Here is a 17965-nt window from a genome sequence, read left to right on the forward strand (position 1 = left end):
GTACCACCCGGGGACCGGAAGGCCGTCCGCTCACCCCTCGGAGGCCCCAGGCCCGGAGGATGAGTCGGAATCCGACATTCCGGAATCTTCGAGTGGCGACAGAAAGTGACGAATCAGGGCAAGAGGGCATCTCAAAAAGAGGTCCAGGATGCGAGAAGTCCCGGGAGAGCCCTCCCTGCCGTCGTAGGGTGGGCCACGGGGACGGACGGTGATCGGCCGACCGCGACCCGACCCTTCTCCCGCCTCCGGCGGAGAGTCCCCTTGCCGCGAGGGAGGTCCAGTTCAGTGACCAGTCAGGTCAGTAGCGAGGCCGGTGAGGCCCTGCTCGGGGAGCAGCGAGGCGCCCCGGGACAGCCGCACCACGGCGCCGAGAAGGAAGTCCGCCGTCTCGACCGTGTGATCATCCGCTTCGCGGGTGACTCCGGTGACGGTATGCAGCTGACGGGTGACCGCTTCACCTCGGAGACGGCGTCCTTCGGGAACGACCTCTCCACGCTGCCGAACTTCCCGGCCGAGATCCGCGCACCCGCCGGCACCCTGCCGGGCGTCTCGTCCTTCCAGCTCCACTTCGCCGACCACGACATCCTGACCCCGGGCGACGCCCCGAACGTGCTGGTCGCGATGAACCCCGCCGCCCTCAAGGCCAACCTCGGGGACGTGCCGCGCGGTGGCGAGATCATCGTCAACACCGACGAGTTCGCGCCCCGCGCCATGAAGAAGATCGGCTGGGACGTCTCGCCCCTGGAGGACGGCACCCTCGACGGCTACCGGGTCCATCCGGTGCCGCTGACCACGCTGACGGTGGAGGCCCTCAAGGACTTCGGTCTCTCCCGGAAGGAGGCCGAGCGCTCCAAGAACATGTTCGCGCTCGGGCTGCTGTCCTGGATGTACCACCGGCCGACCGAGGGCACCGAGACCTTCCTGCGCCAGAAGTTCGCGAAGAAGCCGCAGATCGCCGAGGCCAACGTGGCCGCCTTCCGGGCCGGCTGGAACTTCGGCGAGACCACCGAGGACTTCGCCGTCTCCTACGAGATCGCCCCCGCGACCACGGCGTTCCCCACCGGCACCTACCGGAACATCTCGGGGAACCTGGCCCTGTCGTACGGGCTGATCGCGGCGGGTCGGCAGGCTGACCTGCCGCTCTACCTGGGCTCGTACCCGATCACCCCCGCCTCGGACATCCTGCACGAGCTGAGCCGGCACAAGAACTTCGGTGTGCGCACCTTCCAGGCCGAGGACGAGATCGCCGGCATCGGTGCCGCGCTCGGCGCCGCCTTCGGCGGTTCGCTGGCGGTGACCACCACCTCCGGGCCCGGCGTGGCGCTCAAGTCCGAGACGATCGGTCTCGCGGTCTCCCTGGAGCTGCCGCTGCTGATCGTCGACATCCAGCGCGGCGGCCCGTCGACGGGCCTGCCGACGAAGACCGAGCAGGCCGACCTCCTCCAGGCCATGTACGGCCGCAACGGCGAGGCGCCGGTGCCGGTCGTCGCCCCGAGGACGCCCGCCGACTGCTTCGACGCGGCGATCGAGGCGGCCCGGATCGCGCTGGCGTACCGCACCCCGGTCTTCCTGCTCTCCGACGGCTACCTCGCCAACGGCTCCGAGCCCTGGCGCATCCCGGACGTCGAGGAGCTCCCCGACCTGCGGACGCTGTTCGCCACCGGCCCGAACCACACCCTCGACGACGGCACCGAGGTCTTCTGGCCGTACAAGCGCGACCCGGAGACCCTGGCCCGCCCGTGGGCCGTACCCGGCACGCCCGGCCTGGAGCACCGCATCGGCGGCATCGAGAAGCAGGACGGCACCGGCAACATCTCGTACGACCCCGCCAACCACGAGTTCATGGTCCGCACCCGGCAGGCCAAGATCGACGGCATCGACGTCCCCGACGTCGAGGTCGACGACCCGGACGGCGCGCGCACCCTGGTCCTCGGCTGGGGCTCCACCTACGGGCCGATCACGGCGGCCGTCCGCCGCATCCGCAGGGCCGGCGGCCACATCGCCCAGGCGCACCTGCGGCACCTCAACCCCTTCCCGAAGAACCTCGGCGAGGTCCTGGAGCGGTACGAGAAGGTCGTCGTCCCCGAGATGAACCTCGGCCAGCTCGCCACCCTCGTCCGGGCGAAGTACCTCGTCGACGCCCGCAGCCACACCCAGGTCAACGGCATGCCGTTCAAGGCCGAGCAGCTCGCCGCCGCCCTCAAGGAGGCCATCGATGCCTGAGCCCACGGAGACGCTGCTGAGCCTGGTGCCCAAGGCCGAGGGCAGGCAGTCCATGAAGGACTTCAAGTCCGACCAGGAGGTCCGCTGGTGTCCGGGCTGCGGTGACTACGCGGTCCTCGCCGCCGTCCAGGGCTTCATGCCCGAGCTGGGCCTGGCGAAGGAGAACATCGTCTTCGTCTCCGGCATCGGCTGCTCCTCCCGCTTCCCGTACTACATGAACACCTACGGGATGCACTCCATCCACGGCCGCGCCCCGGCGATCGCCACCGGACTCGCCACCTCCCGGCGCGACCTGTCCGTCTGGGTCGTGACCGGCGACGGCGACGCGCTCTCCATCGGCGGCAACCACCTCATCCACGCCCTGCGCCGCAACGTGAACCTGAAGATCCTGCTCTTCAACAACCGGATCTACGGGCTCACCAAGGGCCAGTACTCGCCCACCTCCGAGGTCGGCAAGATCACCAAGTCGACGCCGATGGGCTCGCTCGACGCGCCCTTCAACCCGGTGTCGCTGGCGCTCGGCGCCGAGGCCTCGTTCGTGGCCCGCACGGTCGACTCCGACCGCAAGCACCTCACCGAGGTGCTGCGGCAGGCCGCCGACCACGACGGCACGGCGCTCGTCGAGATCTACCAGAACTGCAACATCTTCAACGACGGCGCCTTCGAGGTCCTCAAGGACAAGGACCAGGCGAAGGAGGCGGTCATCCGCCTCACGCACGGGCAGCCGATCCGCTTCGGCGCCGAGGACGAGAAGGGCGTCGTCCGCGACCCGGCGACCGGCGACCTCCAGGTCGTCACGGTGACCCCGGAGAACGAGTCCCGGATCCTCGTCCACGACGCCCACGCGGCCACCCCCACCACGGCCTTCGCGCTCTCCCGGCTCGCGGACCCGGACACCCTCCACCAGACGCCCATCGGGGTGTTCCGGTCGGTGGAACGGCCGGTGTACGACACGCTGATGGCGGATCAGCTGGAGACGGCGGTGGAGCGGTTCGGCAAGGGCGACCTCGGTCAGCTCCTCGCGGGGAACGACACCTGGACGGTCGTCGGCTGACAGCCGCACGGAGGGGCCCGGTCCGCACGGACCGGGCCCCTCGTCATGTCCCCGCGGCAGCCGCCTTGTCGAACTCCCCCAGGAACCGGGGCACTCCGCCCTTCACCTGCCAGAGGAAGAGACCGACGATCGCCGCGACACTGCTGTCCCGGCTCGCGGCCGTGTACTGCCTGACGAGTCCCTGGTACGGCTGCTGGCGCAGGCTGTTCGCCACTCCCGCGGCCTCCGACTCCGCGAGGTTCCCGACCGCGGTGCCGAGCGCCTGGGCCGTCCAGTGGACCGCGTCGTACGCCTCCGTGGCGTACGGCTCCACCGGCGTCGTACGGGCGATCCCCCAGCGCTTCCGGTACGCGGCGGCGAAGTCCTTCGCCGCCGGGATGCCGTCGGGGTCGGCGAAGGCCGTGCCGAAGTACCAGCCCTCGGCCGCCGGACCCGCGAGCCCGAGGAACTCCGGCCGGAACACGGCCTCGACGCTGCCGCACGGCCCCTCGTACCCCTGGTCGCGCAGGGCCTGGGCGCAGAGCGCGGCCCGGCGCGGTGAGGTCCCCACGTACATCACGCCCTGCGGGTCGGTGGCGAGGGCGGCCCGGACGGCGGATGCGAAGTCCTCGCTGTCGGCCGCGACGGGATGGGAGGTCGCCACACCGCCGATGTCCTGCGCGGGCGGGGTGCCCTTGATACTCCTGACCGCGAACCAGGTGTACCGCCCGCCGGCCCGGTCCTCCACGAGGGCGGTCCGGACGGCCCGGCGCTCGGAGAGGTAGCGCATGAAAGGCACGATCAGGGAGTCGGGGGCGGCGCGCGGCTCGAAGTAGGTGCGCCGCATGGTCTGCCCCGGCACCGTGATGCCGGTCGGCACGGAGGCGAGGACGCTCACCAGCGGCACCGAGCGGTCGACGAGTTCGGCGACCGCCGCGAGCACGGTCGCCTCCGTCGTCGGGCCGAGGACACCGATCAGCTTCTCGTCCTTGAGCAGGGTGCGGGTGGCTGCCGTGGCCCGCGCGGCGTCCCCGCGGTCGTCCGCGACGCGCAGGACGAGGTCGAAGGAGCGGTCACCGCGGGCGTTGTGGGCGTCCACGGCCATCCTGGCCCCGCGCTCCTGGCCCCGCCCGTACACCTTCCCGGGGCCGCTGAGGTCGGAGAGCAGCCCGAGGGTGTACGCGGGGAGCGGCGCGCCCGTGCCGCCTCCCGCTCCCCCGAGCGTGCCGACCCCCGTACCCTCCGTCGTACGGCTCGTGAGCCAGAACGTCAGGCCGCCCGCACCGGCCAGGGCCGCCGCCGAGGAACCCACCAGGAACCCGCGCCGCGAGAGCCCCTTCGGCGGCTCGGGGGGCACGAGCATCGTCGGCTCGGGGACCGGCAGGTCCAGGACCCGTGAGGAACGCTGGGCGATCAGCGCGGGCAGCCCGGGCGGCAGCCAGTCGCCCGCCGGCGCGTCGGCCTCCCCCAGCGCGGCCCGGACCTCCGCCGCCGTGGGCCGGTCCGCCGGATCCTTCGCCAGACATGCCCTGACCAGGGGCAGGATCGTGTCCGGCACCTCGGCGAGGTCGGGCTCCTCGTGGACGGTGCGGTAGACGACGGCGGCCACGCCGCCCGTGCCGAAGGGCCGCTCCCCCGTCAGCGCGTACGCGAGGACGCAGCCGAGCGAGAAGACGTCGCTGGCCGGGCCGACCTCTCCCGCCCCGGCCGCCCTGGCCTGCTCGGGGGCGAGGAAGCCCGGGGTACCGATCATCGCGTCGGTGGCGGTGAGCGCGGTCGCCCCGGCGGAGCGGGCGATGCCGAAGTCGATGAGCCGGGGGCCGTCGAGGGCGAGGAGGACGTTGCCGGGCTTGACGTCCCGGTGGACGAGCCCGGCCTCGTGCACGCCGGCGAGCGCGGACGCGAGCCGGGCGCCCAGGGCCCGTACGGTCGGCTCGGGCAGCGCGCCGTGCAGGGTGACCGCCTCGGCGAGGGAGGGCCCGGGCACGTACTCGGTCGCCAGCCACGGTTCCCTGGCCTCCGGGTCGGAGCCGAGGACCCGGACCACCCAGCGGCCGGTGATCCGCTCGGCGGCGCGGGCCTCTCGGCGGAACCGCTCCCGGAAACCGGGGTCGGCCGCGTGCTCGGCCCGGATCAGCTTGAGCGCGGCGAGCGACCCGCCGCCGGAGCGGGCGAGGTAGACCACGCCCATGCCTCCGGCGCCGAGGCGGCCGATGAGCCGGTAGGCCGCGATCGAGGAGGGATCGCCCCTGCGCAGTGGCTGCACGGTCAGGCCTTCTGCTTCGCCTTGTTCGCGGGCATGACGGGTGCGGGGCCGATCAGCTTGTAGGCGCCGTTCTGCACCGCGTGCACGAAGGTGCCGCCGTTGGTGAGGTCTCCGCTCTCGTCGAAGGTGTAACCGCCCATGACGCCGGTGTACTTCTGCTTCCGCAGCTCCGCCCAGAGCCCCTTGCGGGCGGGGGCCCGGCCCGCCTTCGCGTTGCGCGCGAGCTGCTCCAGGGTCATGGTGACGACGTCGTACGACTCGCCCGTGTAGTACGCGGGGGCCGCGCCGAACCGCTTGCGGTACGCGGCGACGAAGCCGGCGGCCTCCTTGCGGGTGACGGCGTCGAGGACGGGGGCGCCGAAGAACCAGCCCTCCGCGTCGGGGCCCGCCTCCTTCAGGAAGGCGGACCCGAAGGCGTGCTGGCCGGCGAACCGGGGCCCGGTGAAACGGAGTTCGTTGAGGGCGCGGGCGGCGAGCACGGCGGTCTCGCGGACTCCGCAGTGGACGTAGGCGTCCATGCCGGCGTCGATCATCTCGCCGAGGACCGTGCGGTAGTCCCGCGCGGAGGCCGGGACGACGCGGTAGTGGGGCGTCAGACCGGCCTGCCCGAAGGCGAACTGGGCGCCCCGGACGAGCAGCCAGCCGTACTGGTCGTCGGTGCGGTCCTGGAGGACACCCGGTCTGCGGATGGCCGACAGGAGCGTCACGGCGTAGGCGAGGTGCATCCCGGCGAACGGGTGGTGCGGGATCGCCCGCAGCACGGTCCTGTTCGGCGCGCTGCCCTTGTCCCGGACGGTCAGGAGGTTGTACCCGGCGGAGACGGTGATCAGCGGGAGGCCGGACTCCTCGAAGGCGGGGAGGGCGGCCTGCGCGACGGCGTCGGAGGTGGGGCCGAGGACGGCGAGGACCCCCGGGTCGGTCGTGAGCCTGCGGGCGGCGGCGAGGGCCGAGGTGCGGTCGCCGCGGTCGTCGGAGACCTTGAGCTCCAGCGCGTACGGCTTGTCCTTGCGGGCGTTGAACCGCTCGACGGCGAGGCGCGCGCCGCGCTCCTGGGCGAGGCCGATCTCCTTGTCGGGTCCGGAGAGGTCGGCGAGGACGCCGATCTTCCAGGTGGTGCGGGGCGGAGTCTTCTTCCCGTCCCCTTTGCCGTCGTCGCCGTCGTCGTCCCCGAGGGCCGACCAGGCGGCGCCGCCGCCGGCGACGGCGAGGGCGGCGGCGGAGGCGAGCAGCAGGAAGCCGCGTCTGCTCCGCCGCGGCGGCGCGGCCGGGGCCGTGCCCGTCCGGGTGGCGTCGATCTCGGGGAGGGCGAGCATCCGGGCGGAGCGCTCGGCGATGGTGCGGACGACGGGGTCCGGCAGCCAGTCGGCGGCGCCCGCCGGGGTGTCCTCGGTGAGCCGGACGCCGATCTCCGCGGCGGTGGGCCGGGCGGACGGGTCCTTGGCCAGGCAGGCACGGACGAGATCGAGGAGGTCCGCCGGTACGCCTGCCAGGTCGGGTTCGTCGTGGACGGTCCGGTACATCAGGGCGTCCACGGCGCCGGTGCCGAACGGCGGGCGGCCGGTCGCCGCGTACGCGAGGAGGCAGCCGAGCGAGAAGACGTCGGCGGGCGGGCCGATGGCGTCGGTTCGGGCCTCGGCCTGCTCGGGCGCGAGGAAGCCGGGGGTGCCGACGACCATGTCGGTGGCGGTGAGGGCGGTCTCGCCGGTGGCGCGGGCGATGCCGAAGTCGATGAGGCGGGGGCCGTCGACGGCCAGGAGGACGTTGCCCGGCTTGACGTCCCGGTGCACGAGTCCGGCCGCGTGGACGGCGGCCAGGGCGCGGGCGACGGCCCAGCCGATGAGGCGGACGCTCCGCTCGGGCAGCGGGCCGTGGGCGGTGACGGCCTCGCCGAGGGACGGTCCGGGGACGAAGGCGGTGGCCATCCACGGTTCGGGGGCGTCGGGGTCGTCGCCGGTGACGGGGACGGCCCAGGGGCTGGACACCCGGCGGGCGGCCTCGACCTCGCGGCGGAACCGTGCCCGGAAGTCGGGCTGGTCGGCCTGGTCGGCGTGGGTGACCTTGACGGCGGCGAGCTCGCCGTTCTCCGTACGGCCCAGGTAGACGACCCCCATGCCGCCCGCGCCGAGCCGGCCGAGGAGCCGGTAACCGGCGAGGGAGGACGGGTCGGAGGGAAGCAAGGGCTGCAGGTCACCGGGCTGAGGCCGGGGCCGGGGATCGGGCTGCGCCCCGGAGGCGGGCTCGGAGGGGATCCGGGGGTCGGGCTGCGACCCCGGCGGGGGCTCGGACGGGAGCCTGGGGTCGGGCTGGGACCCCGACGCGGGCTCGGACGGAAGCCTGGGGTCGGGCTGGGAGCCGGGCTCGTGGTCGGGCCGGGGCGGCGTCGGGTCGCTCATGACTGGGCCTCCAGCTGGTCCTTGGCGCGTTCGATCATCGTGACGAGGGCCTGCACCTGGCCGCCGACGGTGCCGACCGTCGTGCTGGTCTGCTCCTCGGTGTAGCCGGGGGCGCCCTTGACGACGGTGGCGACGGTCACCTGGCCGATCCGCGACTGGTACCAGCCGTAGAACTGCTCGCCCTTCATGGCGTCGTTGTGGTAGGTCCCGCGCTCGCCGAGGGAGTCCGTGGCCGTGTAGTTGCCGCCGACGCCGAAGGGGTTGCCGAGGGAGATGAGCCCGGAGACGCGCTCGCCGTCGCGGAGCCTCTGGTCGGGGCAGCGGAGCGCCTCCTCCAGGGTCCCGGCCATCTCCCAGTCCGCGTCGGCCTCGGTGCGGTGCACGGTGACGGTGGCGGCGACCCGGAGGTTCCCGAGAGCTCCGGCGGCGGGGATCTCGCTGTAGGCGGTGACGCTGTAGAGGACGGTGGAGGGCCGGGTGCCCGTCTCCCAGGAGCAGTTGGCGCCGAGGACGGGCCAGTAGTCCGGGGCGCTGAGGTGCGGGGTGCGCTCGACGTAGTCCGGGCCCCAGGCGTCGGGTCCCGCGACGACGGCGAGCGCGATCCTCCTGGCGTCCGCCTCGGTTCTGGGCGCGCGCTTCGGGTCGGGGACGAAGTCGAGGGCGGTCGGCAGGGCGGACGGGGTGGGGGTGGTCGCGGTCGGGGCGGCCGACGCGCTCGTGCTCCCCTTGCCGTTCTTGCCCTCGGGTCTCTTCCCGTCGTCGTCGCCGCCGGCGCACCCGGTCACGGCCAGCCCGCCCACCAGCACGGCGCAGCAGGCGCGCAGCAGTCTTCGGTCCCCGTATGCCACAGTTCCCCCACGGTCCCTCACGGTTTCCCCCGAACGGTGAGCAGATCGTACGACCGGCGGTGACAACTCGCCCTGGTTACAACATCATTGGGACCGATCCGTGGCACGCTCGCGACGTTCCCCGTCGTACCGTGCACGGGCCTGCTCCACCGCCCCGACCTGGCGCTCCGTCCATCGGGCCAGCTCCCAGACCTGGCGGGCGGCCTCCGCGCCCAGGTCGGTGAGGGTGTAGTCGACGCGGGGCGGGATGACGGGCTTGGCGTCGCGGTGGACGAAGCCGTCGCGCTCCAGGGTCTGGAGGGTCTGGGCGAGCATCTTCTCGCTGACGCCGCCGATGTGGCGGCGGAGCTCGCTGAAGCGGTACGAGCGCCCCAGGAGCGCCGCGAGGATCAGGACGCCCCAGCGGCTGGTGACGTGCTCCAGGACGAGCCGCGAGGGGCACATCGGTTCGTTCACGTCGGGTGGCGTCGGGGACTGGGCACTTACCTCCATGCCAGTACCTTACGTCAAAGTGGGTACTTTCGAAAGGTTAGCGCCCGTCGTACGGTGAGTGCACGCCCTCCGCACCCACGAAAAAGGACGCACCACCATGAGCATCGTCGTCACCGGAGCCACCGGAGCCCTCGGCCGTCTCGTCATCGACGCCCTCCTCACCGGCACCCCCGCCGGCCCCTCCGTCCCCGCCGAGTCGGTCGTCGCCGTCGTCCGGGACAAGGCGAAGGCCGCCGACCTCGCGGAGCGCGGTGTCGAGCTGCGGATCGCCGACTACAGCCGCCCCGAGACCCTGGCGGGCGCCTTCGAGGCCGGGGACCGGGTGCTGCTGATCTCGGGCAGCGAGGTCGGGCAGCGCGTCGCCCAGCACGCCGCCGTGATCGACGCGGCCAGGGCGGCGGGCGTGGCGCAGCTCGCGTACACCGGCGTCCTCGGCGGCGACGAGGCCGACTTCGACCTCGCCGCCGAGCACAAGGAGACCGAGCGGCTGATCCTCGCCTCCGGCCTGCCGTACACCCTGCTCCGCAACGGCTGGTACACCGAGAACTACACCGCCAACCTGGCCCCCGTCCTGGCCCACGGCGCCGTCGTCTCCAACGCGGGCGAGGGCAGGGTCGCCTCCGCCGCACGCGCCGACTACGCCGCCGCCGCGGCCGCAGTCCTGACCGGCCCGGCCGAGGAGCACCTGGGCAGGGCGTACGAGCTGAGCGGCGACACGGCCTGGTCGCTCGCCGAGTACGCGGCCGAGGTCGCCGCGCGGTCCGGCCGGGAGATCACGTACCGGAGCGTGTCCGCCGGCACCCACCTGGAGATCCTCACCGGCGCCGGCGTCCCGGAGCCCTTCGCCGCCATCCTGGTCGACGTAGACCGGGCGGTCGAGCGGGGCGCCCTGGCCCGGCGGACCGGCGACCTGACCCGTCTGATCGGCCGCCCGACCACCCCGATCGCCGTGACGATCGAGGAAGCCCTGGCCGCCTCCTGAGCCGTCATGACCGTATTGCGGTACGGGCATGACAACCTGCCCCGTGCGGCGCTACCTTCGACAGGACAGCGCGGCGCGGGGCAGGAGGTCCGGTGAAGACGGAGAGCACGGAGAACACGGAACGAGCGGGATTGCTCTACGGGATCGGCGCCTACGGCATGTGGGGGCTGGTTCCGCTCTTCTGGCCGCTGCTCAAGCCGGCCGGGGCGATCGAGATCCTCGCCCACCGGATGGTGTGGTCCCTGGCCTTCGTCGGCCTCGCCCTGCTCGCCGTGCGGCGCTGGGGCTGGATCCGCGAGCTCGTCCGCAGCCCGCGCAAGCTCGGCCTGATCACCCTCGCCGCCTGCGTGATCACCGTGAACTGGGGCCTCTACATCTGGTCCGTCAACACCGGCCATGTCGTCGAGGCCTCGCTCGGTTACTTCATCAACCCGCTCGTCACCATCGCCCTCGGTGTCCTCGTCCTCCAGGAACGGCTGCGTCCCGCGCAGTGGGCGGCGGTCGGCATCGGCTTCGCCGCCGTCCTCGTCCTCGCGATCGGGTACGGACAGCCGCCCTGGATCTCCCTCACCCTCGCCTTCTCCTTCGCCCTCTACGGCCTCGTGAAGAAGAAGGTCAACATCGGCGGCCTCGAATCGCTCGCCGCCGAGACCGCCGTCCAGTTCCTGCCCGCCCTCGGCTACCTCGTCTGGCTCGGCTCCCAGGACACCCTCGCCTTCGGCGGCCACGGCGCCGGCCACACGGCCCTGCTCGCCGCCACCGGCATCGTCACCGCGGTCCCGCTCGTCTGCTTCGGCGCGGCGGCGATCCGCGTACCGCTGTCGACGCTCGGGCTCCTCCAGTATCTGGCGCCCACCTTCCAGTTCCTGCTCGGGATCCTCTACTTCCACGAGGCGATGCCGCCGGAGCGCTGGGCCGGTTTCTCCCTGGTCTGGCTGGCCCTGACGATCCTCACCTGGGACGCCCTGCGCACGTCCCGCCGCAGCCGGGCGGCCGTCGAGGCGGCGAAGGTGTCGGCCGAGGCGGGCGCGGGTGCCTCCGTCCCGCCCTTGTCCGCCGAGGCGGGCGCGCCCGTGCCGCCCGCGGCCGGAGACACCGGCGACGGGACCGGGACCTCACCGGCCACCGCCCCCGCGGCGCGGCCGGGACGCTGACCGGGGGCGCGGGCGGTCCCGTCATCGTCCCGTGGACGGACCCCCGATGTGGTCCGGGGCTCAGACGCCCAGGAGGTCGTGCTCCCGGATCAGCCAGCAGACGGCCGTCAGGCGCAGGGTGGCGAAGTCGTGGCCGACGGGCTCGGTCCAGTCGACCTCGGTGAGCAGGTCGGTGAACCCGAGGACGCAGTCGGCGAGTTCCTCCCGCCGGACGGTCCTGCCCTCCGGTCCCCGCTGCGCGGGGATCAGCGCGTCGCACACGGCGGCCGCGTGCTGGTCGACGGCGGCCACGAGCCCCGGCTCGAAGGAGAACTCCGAGAGCCGGGGCATGTACGTGGCGACCAGGCCGATCAGCGGGCAGCCGGGCGAAAAGTCCATCCCTCCACATGAGGGGCGGGTACGGGCGCTCAGACCGTGACCTTCGTCGCAGCGTCCGGGGCCACCGGGGCGTCCTGGGCGAGGTCCTTCCGGCCGGGCCCCGTCGCGGATCCGGCCGCCCCTTCGCGTACTCCGGTGGCCGTGATCAGGGCGCCGAGCGCCACCATGGCCAGCGGGACGAGGAGCGCCGCCCGGAAGCCGTCGAGACCGCCGCCGGCGAGCCCGTACACCGCGGTCACCGCCGCGATGCCGACCGCCGAGCCGAACTGGGTGGCCGTGGTGAGCAGTCCGCTCGCGAGCCCCTGCTCCTCCTCCGCGATCCCGTCCGTGCCGGCGATGGTGAGCGGCCCGTACGCCAGGGCGAACGCGAGCCCGGTCAGGAGCAGCGTCGGGAACATGGCGGCGTACGACCGGTCGGGGCCGACGGGCAGGAACAGCGCGTACGACACGACGGCGAGGACGAAGCCGCCGAGGATCACTCTGGCGTTGCCGAAGCGGGCCACGAGCCGTGGCGTGAGGGTCGGCGCGAGGACCGCGTCGACGCCCATGACCAGCAGGGCGAGCGCCGTCTGGAGGGACGACCAGCCGCGCAGCTCCTGGAGGTAGAGGGTGGCCATGAACTGGAAGCCGAAGAAGGAGCCGACGAAGAGCAGGGCGCCCAGGTCGGCGCGGACGAGCGAGGCCTTGCGGAGGATGCCGAGGCGGACGAGCGGGGTGGCGGCCCGGCGCTCGACGGCGACGAAGGCCCCGGCGAGGAGGAGTCCGGCGGCGAGCGCGGCGACCGTGACCTGCCAGCCGGCGAAGCCGTGCTCCAGGCGCACGATGCCGTACGCCAGGAGCAGCATCGCCCCGGCGGCGGTGAGCGACCCGCCCAGGTCGAAGCCGCCCTTGGCGCGGGCCGGGCGCGGCTCCTTCGGGATCAGGACGATCGCGGCGACCAGGATCGCGGCGGCGAGCAGGACCGGTGCGAAGAAGACCCAGCGCCAGCCGAGCTGGGTGAGCAGTCCGCCGATGACGAGGCCGAGCGAGAAACCGCCGGCCGCGGTGCCGGCGAAGACCAGGAGCGCCTTGTTGCGCTGGGGGCCCTCCTCGTAGGACGTGGTGATGATCGACAGGGCGGCCGGGGTCATGAAGGCGGCGGCGACGCCGGTCACGAAGCGGGCCAGGATGAGGGTCCAGCCCTCGTCGGCGAGGCCGCCGAGGCCGGAGAAGAGCAGGAAGACGGTGAGCCAGCCGAGGAGCATCCGGCGCCGTCCGAGGAGGTCGGCGGCGCGGCCGCCGAGGAGGGTGAAGCCGGCGTAGCCGAGGACGTAGGCGGACATGACCCAGGCGGCGGTGCCGGTGCCGAGGCCGAGGTCGGCGCGGAGGGTGGGGACGGCGACGGCGAGCATGGCGACGTCGATGCCTTCGAGGAAGATCGTCCCGGAGAGGACGAGGAGCAGACTCCAGGCGCGTAAGGACACAACTGTCTCCAGGGCACGGTGGGTTGGGTGGCGGGGTCACCGGTCCGGTTACCGATCCGGGGGTCGGTTCCCTCTTGTAACCACCTGCATCCTGCGGGAGGATCGGGTGCCATGGAAGAAGGCACTTCGAAGTCACCGAGTCACTGCGCGGGAACCTATGGGGACGACGGGGATCCCGACCCCTTCCAGTGGGACACCCGGGAGGACTGCGAGGTACGCCAGATCCTCGACCGGGTCGCCGACAAGTGGTCCCTCCTCGTCATCGCCCTGCTCGACCGCCGGGTCCTGCGCTTCACCGAGCTGAAGCGGGAGATCGACGGGGTCAGCCAGCGCATGCTGACCGTGACACTGCGCCAGCTGGAGCGCGACGGCCTGGTGAAGCGCACGGTCCATCCGACGGTCCCCCCGCGCGTGGAGTACGAACTGACGCCCCTGGGCGGCACGTTGCACACCACGATCCGCTCGCTCGTCACCTGGACCGAGCAGCACCAGAACGAGATCGCGGCGGCACGGGAGGCGTACGACGCGAAGGAGTCGGTGGCCTCCGCCTGAGCCGGAGCCGCGCGCGGGCCCGATAACCGGTGGCCCTCCCCCTGGGCGCTTCGCCACCCTGAGGGCCATGGAAGAACCGAAGTACCGGATCCGCGCGCTCCACACCGCCCGCACCGTCACCGTCTACCAGGCGTACCCGCCCGCGATCGGCCTGCCCGCGGCGCGCGAGGGCCGCTTTCCGGCCGCCTGGAAGCGGGACCGGATGACCTGGATCAAGCCGTCGTTCCTGTGGATGATGTACCGCTCCGGCTGGGGGACGAAGGAGGGCCAGGAGACCGTCCTCGCCGTGGAGATCACCCGCGAGGGCTTCGAGTGGGCCCTGCGGAACGCCTGCCTCTCCCACTACGTCCGCGGCTTCCACGCCGACCAGGCGGCGTGGAAGCGGCAGTTGGGGCAGGCCCCGGCGCGCGTGCAGTGGGACCCGGAGCGGGATCCGGGGCTCCGGGCACTGCCGTACCGCTCGCTCCAGCTCGGGCTCTCGGGCGAGGCGGCCCGGCGGTACGCGGACGAGTGGACCGTGTCCGTCGCCGACGTGACCCCGCTCGCGCACCGCGTGCGCGACCTCGTCCGGACCGACGGGCCGGAGGCGGCCCGTCGGCTGCTGCCCCGCGAGGAGCCGTACCCGGAGAGCGCCGGGCTACTGGACCACCTGCGCGTTCAGGACGCGGCGCCGGCCGGGTCCTGAGGCGGGCGCCGCATGGCCCACAGCGTCGGACCGCCACCCGGCAGGGACGCCTCGCCGAGCACGACGAAGCCGAAGTGCTCGTAGACGGGGATGTTCGACGGCTTGGAGGACTCCAGGTAGACCGGGAGGCCCGCAGCGTCGGCCTGGGCGAGGCCCGAGCGCAGCAGCGCGGACCCGTGGCCCTGGCCGCGGGCGTCCGGATCGGCGCCGATGACCGCCAGGTACCAGTGGGGCTCCGGCGGCGTGTGCGCGGCCGCCGCCTCGACGGCCTCGCGGAACAGTCCGGCCCGGTCGCCGAGGATGTCCACGAGCTCCTGGACGGTCCCGGCGTCGGGAACGGCCTTGTCCTGCCCCTCCGGCGCCACCCAGAAGGAGGCCGCCGCGCCGGTGCGCTCGCAGACGCCGTGCGGGCCGTACTGGCGGGTGAAGAGGGTCGTGAAGTAGCGGCCGAGACCGGCCTCGCGCGTGGTGTCGTCGGGGAAGAACCAGCGCATCATCGGGTCGTCGCCGAAGGCTCGGGCCAGGGTGCGGCCGATCATCGGGGCGTCGTCGAGCGTTGCCGTTATCGGTGTGTTCGAGGTGGGCATACGGGTCATTCTGCACTCTCGATGATCTTCGTCGACCGGCGGGTGCCACCCCCCACCATCCGGAGGAGAAGCGTCCGGAAAGCGGCGCCGACCACCCTCGTCCGGTGAGCGAACACCCCTGACCGGTTTCCGCTCTTGACGAGAAGTCAAACTTGCACTGAACATTCAGCACGCACAACAGCACACCTGAACACCGCACACGCACTCGTACAGCTCCAGCGCCTCGTGGCACCCACGCCCGAGGCGTCTCGCACGTTCCGTCCCATCCCCGTTCGGAATCCGGAGCCCCCACAGATGAACATCTCCGTACCCAGACGCGTCACCGCGGTCGCCGCCCTCGCGGCGCTCGCCCTCGCCGGACTCACCGGCACCAGCGCCTCGGCCGGCCCGGCCGCTGCCGCCGCCGCCCCCGACATCCCGCTGGCCAACGTCAAGCAGCACTTGACGGACCTGCAGTCGATCGCCACCGCCAACGGCGGCAACCGCGCCCACGGCCGTACCGGCTACAAGGCGTCCATCGACTTCGTGAAGGCCAAGCTGGACGCCGCCGGCTACACCACCACCCTCCAGACGTTCACCTCCAGCGGTGCCACCGGCTACAACCTGATAGCCGACTGGCCCGGCGGTGACCCCAACCAGGTCCTGATGGCCGGGGCGCACCTCGACTCGGTCTCCTCCGGCGCCGGCATCAACGACAACGGCTCCGGCTCCGCGGCGGTCCTGGAGACCGCCCTCGCCGTGGCCCGCTCCGGCTACCAGCCGTCCAAGCACCTGCGCTTCGGCTGGTGGGGCGCGGAGGAGCTCGGTCTCGTCGGCTCGAAGTACTACGTGAGTCAGCTGCCCACGACCGAGCGCGCGAAGCTCTCCGGCTACCTGAACTTCGACATGATCGGCTCGCCGAACCCGGGTTACTTCGTCTACGACGACGACCCGACGATCGAGACGACCTTCAAGAACTACTTCGCGGGTCTCGGCGTCCCCACCGAGATCGAGACCGAGGGCGACGGGCGCTCGGACCACGCCTCGTTCAAGAACGTCGGCATACCCGTCGGCGGTCTCTTCACGGGCGCGAGCCGGGTCAAGACCAGCGCCCAGGTGTCGAAGTGGGGCGGTACGGCCACGGCCTTCGACCGCTGCTACCACTCGTCGTGCGACACGACGTCGAACATCAACGACACCGCCCTCGACCGCAACAGCGACGCGATCGCGCACGCGATCTGGACGCTGTCCGGTGCCTCCACGCCGCCCACCGGCACGGTCTTCGAGAACACCGCCGACGTGTCCGTCCCGGACAACGGCGCCGCGGTGACCTCGACGGTCAACGTCTCCGGCATCGCCGGGAACGCGCCCTCCGCCCTCAAGGTGGACGTGAACATCGTCCACACCTACCGCGGTGACCTCGTCGTCGACCTCGTCGCCCCCGACGGCTCGGTCTACAGCCTCAGCAACCGGGCCGGCGGCAGCGCCGACAACATCGTCCAGACCTTCACCGTGAACGCCTCCTCGGAGGTCGCCAACGGCGCCTGGAAGCTCCGCGTCCAGGACAAGGCCTCGGCCGACACCGGTTACATCAACAGCTTCAAGCTGACGTTCCCGTAACCGCGCGCAAAGCTCCCGGGTGGGTCGGTGACCATCGCCCCCGACCCGCCCGGGGTCCCAACCCGACTGCTACCTGCCGGCGTTCGCCGCGTCCACCAGCGCGTCCTTCGTGACCGCGCCGACGTACACCTTGCCGTCGTCGGTGAGGAGCGCGTTCACCAGCTTCGTCTTGAAGACGGTGCCCGAGCCGAACTTCCCGGTGACCTTGTCGCCGAGGGAGTCCAGGAGCCCCTGGAACTCCTTCGGCGCCTCGTCGGTCTTCGGCGCGGGAGCGCCGGTGTCGAGCTTCGCGATCGCCGTCCAGCCCTCGCCGATGACGTTCATGCCCTCGCCGAGGCCGCCGAAGCCCTTCTCCAGGTCGCCGAGGCCCTTCTCGAACTCCTCGGGGAGCTTCTCCCCGCCCGCGGCCTTCTCCGCGCCGCCCTCCGTCACCTTGGCGCCCGCCGGGACCTCGAAGGTGAACTCGGAGGCCGCCGGCCTGCCGAAGTCGACCTTCGTGAAGCCCGCGTCGACGACCGGCTTGCCGCCCTCCACCGAGGCGAGGGTGAACTTCAGCGGGGTGCCGTTCGCCGCGTCCACCGCGATCTTCACCGACGCGACCGTCGAACCGGCCTGCTTCGGCTTGATCACCAGCTGGTACGCGTCCCGGCCGGCCACCTTGGCCGTACCGTCGACGGTGATCGAGGTGGTGTCGCCGGCCGCCTTCAGGACCTCGTCCGCGAGCTCCTTGGGCGTGGTCGGGACGTCCTTCTCCTTCGGGACGTCCTTGCCCGTGGCTCCGGCGCCCTCGGGGGCCTTCTCGTGGAAGACCTCGTCGGACTTGCTGTCGTACGCCCAGACGTCGTCGCCGTTGTGGATCAGGCTGTACTCGTCGGAGCCGTCGAGCAGGGTCAGCCGCTGGCGCTCGGGGCCGTCCGCCGCCACCCGCAGGGTGTGGGTGCCCGAGACGAGCTCGGTGAGCTTCGCCGACGGGTCGGCCGACGAGCCGCCCTCGCCGCCGCCGAGGCCGGGCATGAGGTTGCCGAAGGCCGGCAGCCCCAGGTCGGTGGAGATCTTGAACGTGCCGGACAGGGTCTGGGTGTCCGACGCGGCGATCTTCTCGATGAGCTGCTGGGCCGTGATCTCCGGCAGGTCGGGGTCTCCGGACGCCGCCAGCGCCGGGACGAGTCCGATGGTCGCCGCGGCCACTCCTGCCACCGCGACCGGGACGATGAACCGGCTCGCCTTACGGGTCTCTGCCATGGTCTCCGCTACCTCCGTGGTCGATGACTCCATCTCACCAAAGCGGCGGCGCGGACGCGTCAGCCCCC

At 72.5% G+C, this 17965-nt stretch carries 15 protein-coding genes; 7 read left to right on the plus strand and 8 right to left on the minus strand.

The features are described from left to right. The first annotated feature begins 285 nt into the window (after positions 1-285). Complete coding sequence (locus tag AMK29_RS09190) at positions 286-2223, plus strand: 2-oxoacid:acceptor oxidoreductase subunit alpha (RefSeq protein ID WP_073810315.1); 1938 nt, start codon at positions 286-288, stop codon at positions 2221-2223. Then, positions 2216-3277, plus strand: coding sequence for a 2-oxoacid:ferredoxin oxidoreductase subunit beta (locus tag AMK29_RS09195; protein ID WP_073810317.1), 1062 nt, complete (start codon positions 2216-2218; stop codon positions 3275-3277). The genes AMK29_RS09190 and AMK29_RS09195 overlap by 8 nt, the downstream gene beginning before the upstream one ends. Before the next feature lie 43 nt (positions 3278-3320). Here the strand turns inward: AMK29_RS09195 and AMK29_RS09200 are convergent, their stop codons facing one another. The 4 genes from AMK29_RS09200 to AMK29_RS09215 form a co-directional block, all read right to left on the minus strand. Beyond that, the gene (locus tag AMK29_RS09200; protein WP_073810319.1) at positions 3321-5522 is read right to left on the minus strand and encodes a bifunctional serine/threonine-protein kinase/ABC transporter substrate-binding protein; all 2202 of its coding nucleotides are present in this window, start codon (positions 5520-5522) and stop codon (positions 3321-3323) included. A gap of 2 nt (positions 5523-5524) precedes the next feature. Further along, the gene (locus AMK29_RS09205; RefSeq protein WP_073810749.1) at positions 5525-7708 is read right to left on the minus strand and encodes a bifunctional serine/threonine-protein kinase/ABC transporter substrate-binding protein; all 2184 of its coding nucleotides are present in this window, start codon (positions 7706-7708) and stop codon (positions 5525-5527) included. A gap of 203 nt (positions 7709-7911) precedes the next feature. Further along, the gene (locus tag AMK29_RS09210) at positions 7912-8763 is read right to left on the minus strand and encodes a hypothetical protein (RefSeq protein WP_107422544.1); all 852 of its coding nucleotides are present in this window, start codon (positions 8761-8763) and stop codon (positions 7912-7914) included. Between the two features lie 84 nt (positions 8764-8847). Beyond that, positions 8848-9255, minus strand: a complete 408-nt coding sequence (locus tag AMK29_RS09215) for a winged helix-turn-helix transcriptional regulator (RefSeq protein ID WP_073810321.1) — start codon at positions 9253-9255, stop codon at positions 8848-8850. Between the two features lie 97 nt (positions 9256-9352). On the opposite strand from AMK29_RS09215, the gene AMK29_RS09220 reads away from it, so the two are divergent. Then, entirely contained in the window at positions 9353-10237 is an 885-nt protein-coding gene (locus AMK29_RS09220; RefSeq protein WP_073810323.1) for an NAD(P)H-binding protein, read from the plus strand. Positions 10238-10395: 158 nt separating this feature from the next. Next, positions 10396-11391, plus strand: coding sequence for an EamA family transporter RarD (gene rarD / locus AMK29_RS09225; protein ID WP_241845238.1), 996 nt, complete (start codon positions 10396-10398; stop codon positions 11389-11391). Positions 11392-11451: 60 nt separating this feature from the next. Here the strand turns inward: rarD and AMK29_RS09230 are convergent, their stop codons facing one another. Both AMK29_RS09230 and AMK29_RS09235 read right to left on the minus strand, forming a co-directional pair. Next, on the minus strand, positions 11452-11769 hold the full coding sequence (locus AMK29_RS09230) for a DUF6401 family natural product biosynthesis protein (protein ID WP_073810325.1): 318 nt from the start codon (positions 11767-11769) through the stop codon (positions 11452-11454). 29 nt (positions 11770-11798) lie between these two features. Beyond that, entirely contained in the window at positions 11799-13232 is a 1434-nt protein-coding gene (locus tag AMK29_RS09235) for an MFS transporter (RefSeq protein WP_073810327.1), read from the minus strand. A 111-nt stretch (positions 13233-13343) separates the two neighbouring features. Between AMK29_RS09235 and AMK29_RS09240 the strand changes: the two genes are divergently transcribed. Then, complete coding sequence (locus AMK29_RS09240) at positions 13344-13784, plus strand: winged helix-turn-helix transcriptional regulator (RefSeq protein WP_073810329.1); 441 nt, start codon at positions 13344-13346, stop codon at positions 13782-13784. A gap of 67 nt (positions 13785-13851) precedes the next feature. Further along, entirely contained in the window at positions 13852-14469 is a 618-nt protein-coding gene (locus AMK29_RS09245; RefSeq protein ID WP_073810331.1) for a DUF4291 domain-containing protein, read from the plus strand. Here the strand turns inward: AMK29_RS09245 and AMK29_RS09250 are convergent. Then, a complete protein-coding gene (locus AMK29_RS09250) occupies positions 14442-15065 on the minus strand; it encodes a GNAT family N-acetyltransferase (RefSeq protein WP_073810333.1) in 624 nt (207 codons plus the stop codon). The genes AMK29_RS09245 and AMK29_RS09250 overlap by 28 nt on opposite strands. A gap of 285 nt (positions 15066-15350) precedes the next feature. Between AMK29_RS09250 and AMK29_RS09255 the strand changes: the two genes are divergently transcribed. Beyond that, positions 15351-16655, plus strand: coding sequence for a M28 family metallopeptidase (locus tag AMK29_RS09255; protein WP_107422547.1), 1305 nt, complete (start codon positions 15351-15353; stop codon positions 16653-16655). 69 nt (positions 16656-16724) lie between these two features. On the opposite strand, the gene AMK29_RS09260 is transcribed toward AMK29_RS09255, so the two are convergent. After that, a complete protein-coding gene (locus AMK29_RS09260) occupies positions 16725-17897 on the minus strand; it encodes a LolA family protein (protein WP_107422548.1) in 1173 nt (390 codons plus the stop codon). Positions 17898-17965: the final 68 nt, after the last annotated feature.

Origin of the sequence: Streptomyces sp. CB02261, from assembly GCF_001905665.1 — a bacterium.
Lineage (GTDB): Bacteria > Actinomycetota > Actinomycetes > Streptomycetales > Streptomycetaceae > Streptomyces.

Bases quoted from the DNA above. Each gene is read 5' to 3' on its own strand.
- AMK29_RS09195 (WP_073810317.1), top strand. From the start codon at position 2,216: ATGCCTGAGCCCACGGAGACGCTGCTGAGCCTGGTGCCCAAGGCCGAG.
- AMK29_RS09215 (WP_073810321.1), bottom strand. From the start codon at position 9,255: ATGGAGGTAAGTGCCCAGTCCCCGACGCCACCCGACGTGAACGAACCG.
- AMK29_RS09220 (WP_073810323.1), top strand. From the start codon at position 9,353: ATGAGCATCGTCGTCACCGGAGCCACCGGAGCCCTCGGCCGTCTCGTC.
- rarD (WP_241845238.1), top strand. From the start codon at position 10,396: ATGTGGGGGCTGGTTCCGCTCTTCTGGCCGCTGCTCAAGCCGGCCGGG.
- AMK29_RS09230 (WP_073810325.1), bottom strand. From the start codon at position 11,769: ATGGACTTTTCGCCCGGCTGCCCGCTGATCGGCCTGGTCGCCACGTAC.
- AMK29_RS09240 (WP_073810329.1), top strand. From the start codon at position 13,344: ATGGAAGAAGGCACTTCGAAGTCACCGAGTCACTGCGCGGGAACCTAT.
- AMK29_RS09245 (WP_073810331.1), top strand. From the start codon at position 13,852: ATGGAAGAACCGAAGTACCGGATCCGCGCGCTCCACACCGCCCGCACC.
- AMK29_RS09250 (WP_073810333.1), bottom strand. From the start codon at position 15,065: ATGACCCGTATGCCCACCTCGAACACACCGATAACGGCAACGCTCGAC.
- AMK29_RS09255 (WP_107422547.1), top strand. From the start codon at position 15,351: ATGAACATCTCCGTACCCAGACGCGTCACCGCGGTCGCCGCCCTCGCG.
- AMK29_RS09260 (WP_107422548.1), bottom strand. From the start codon at position 17,897: ATGGCAGAGACCCGTAAGGCGAGCCGGTTCATCGTCCCGGTCGCGGTG.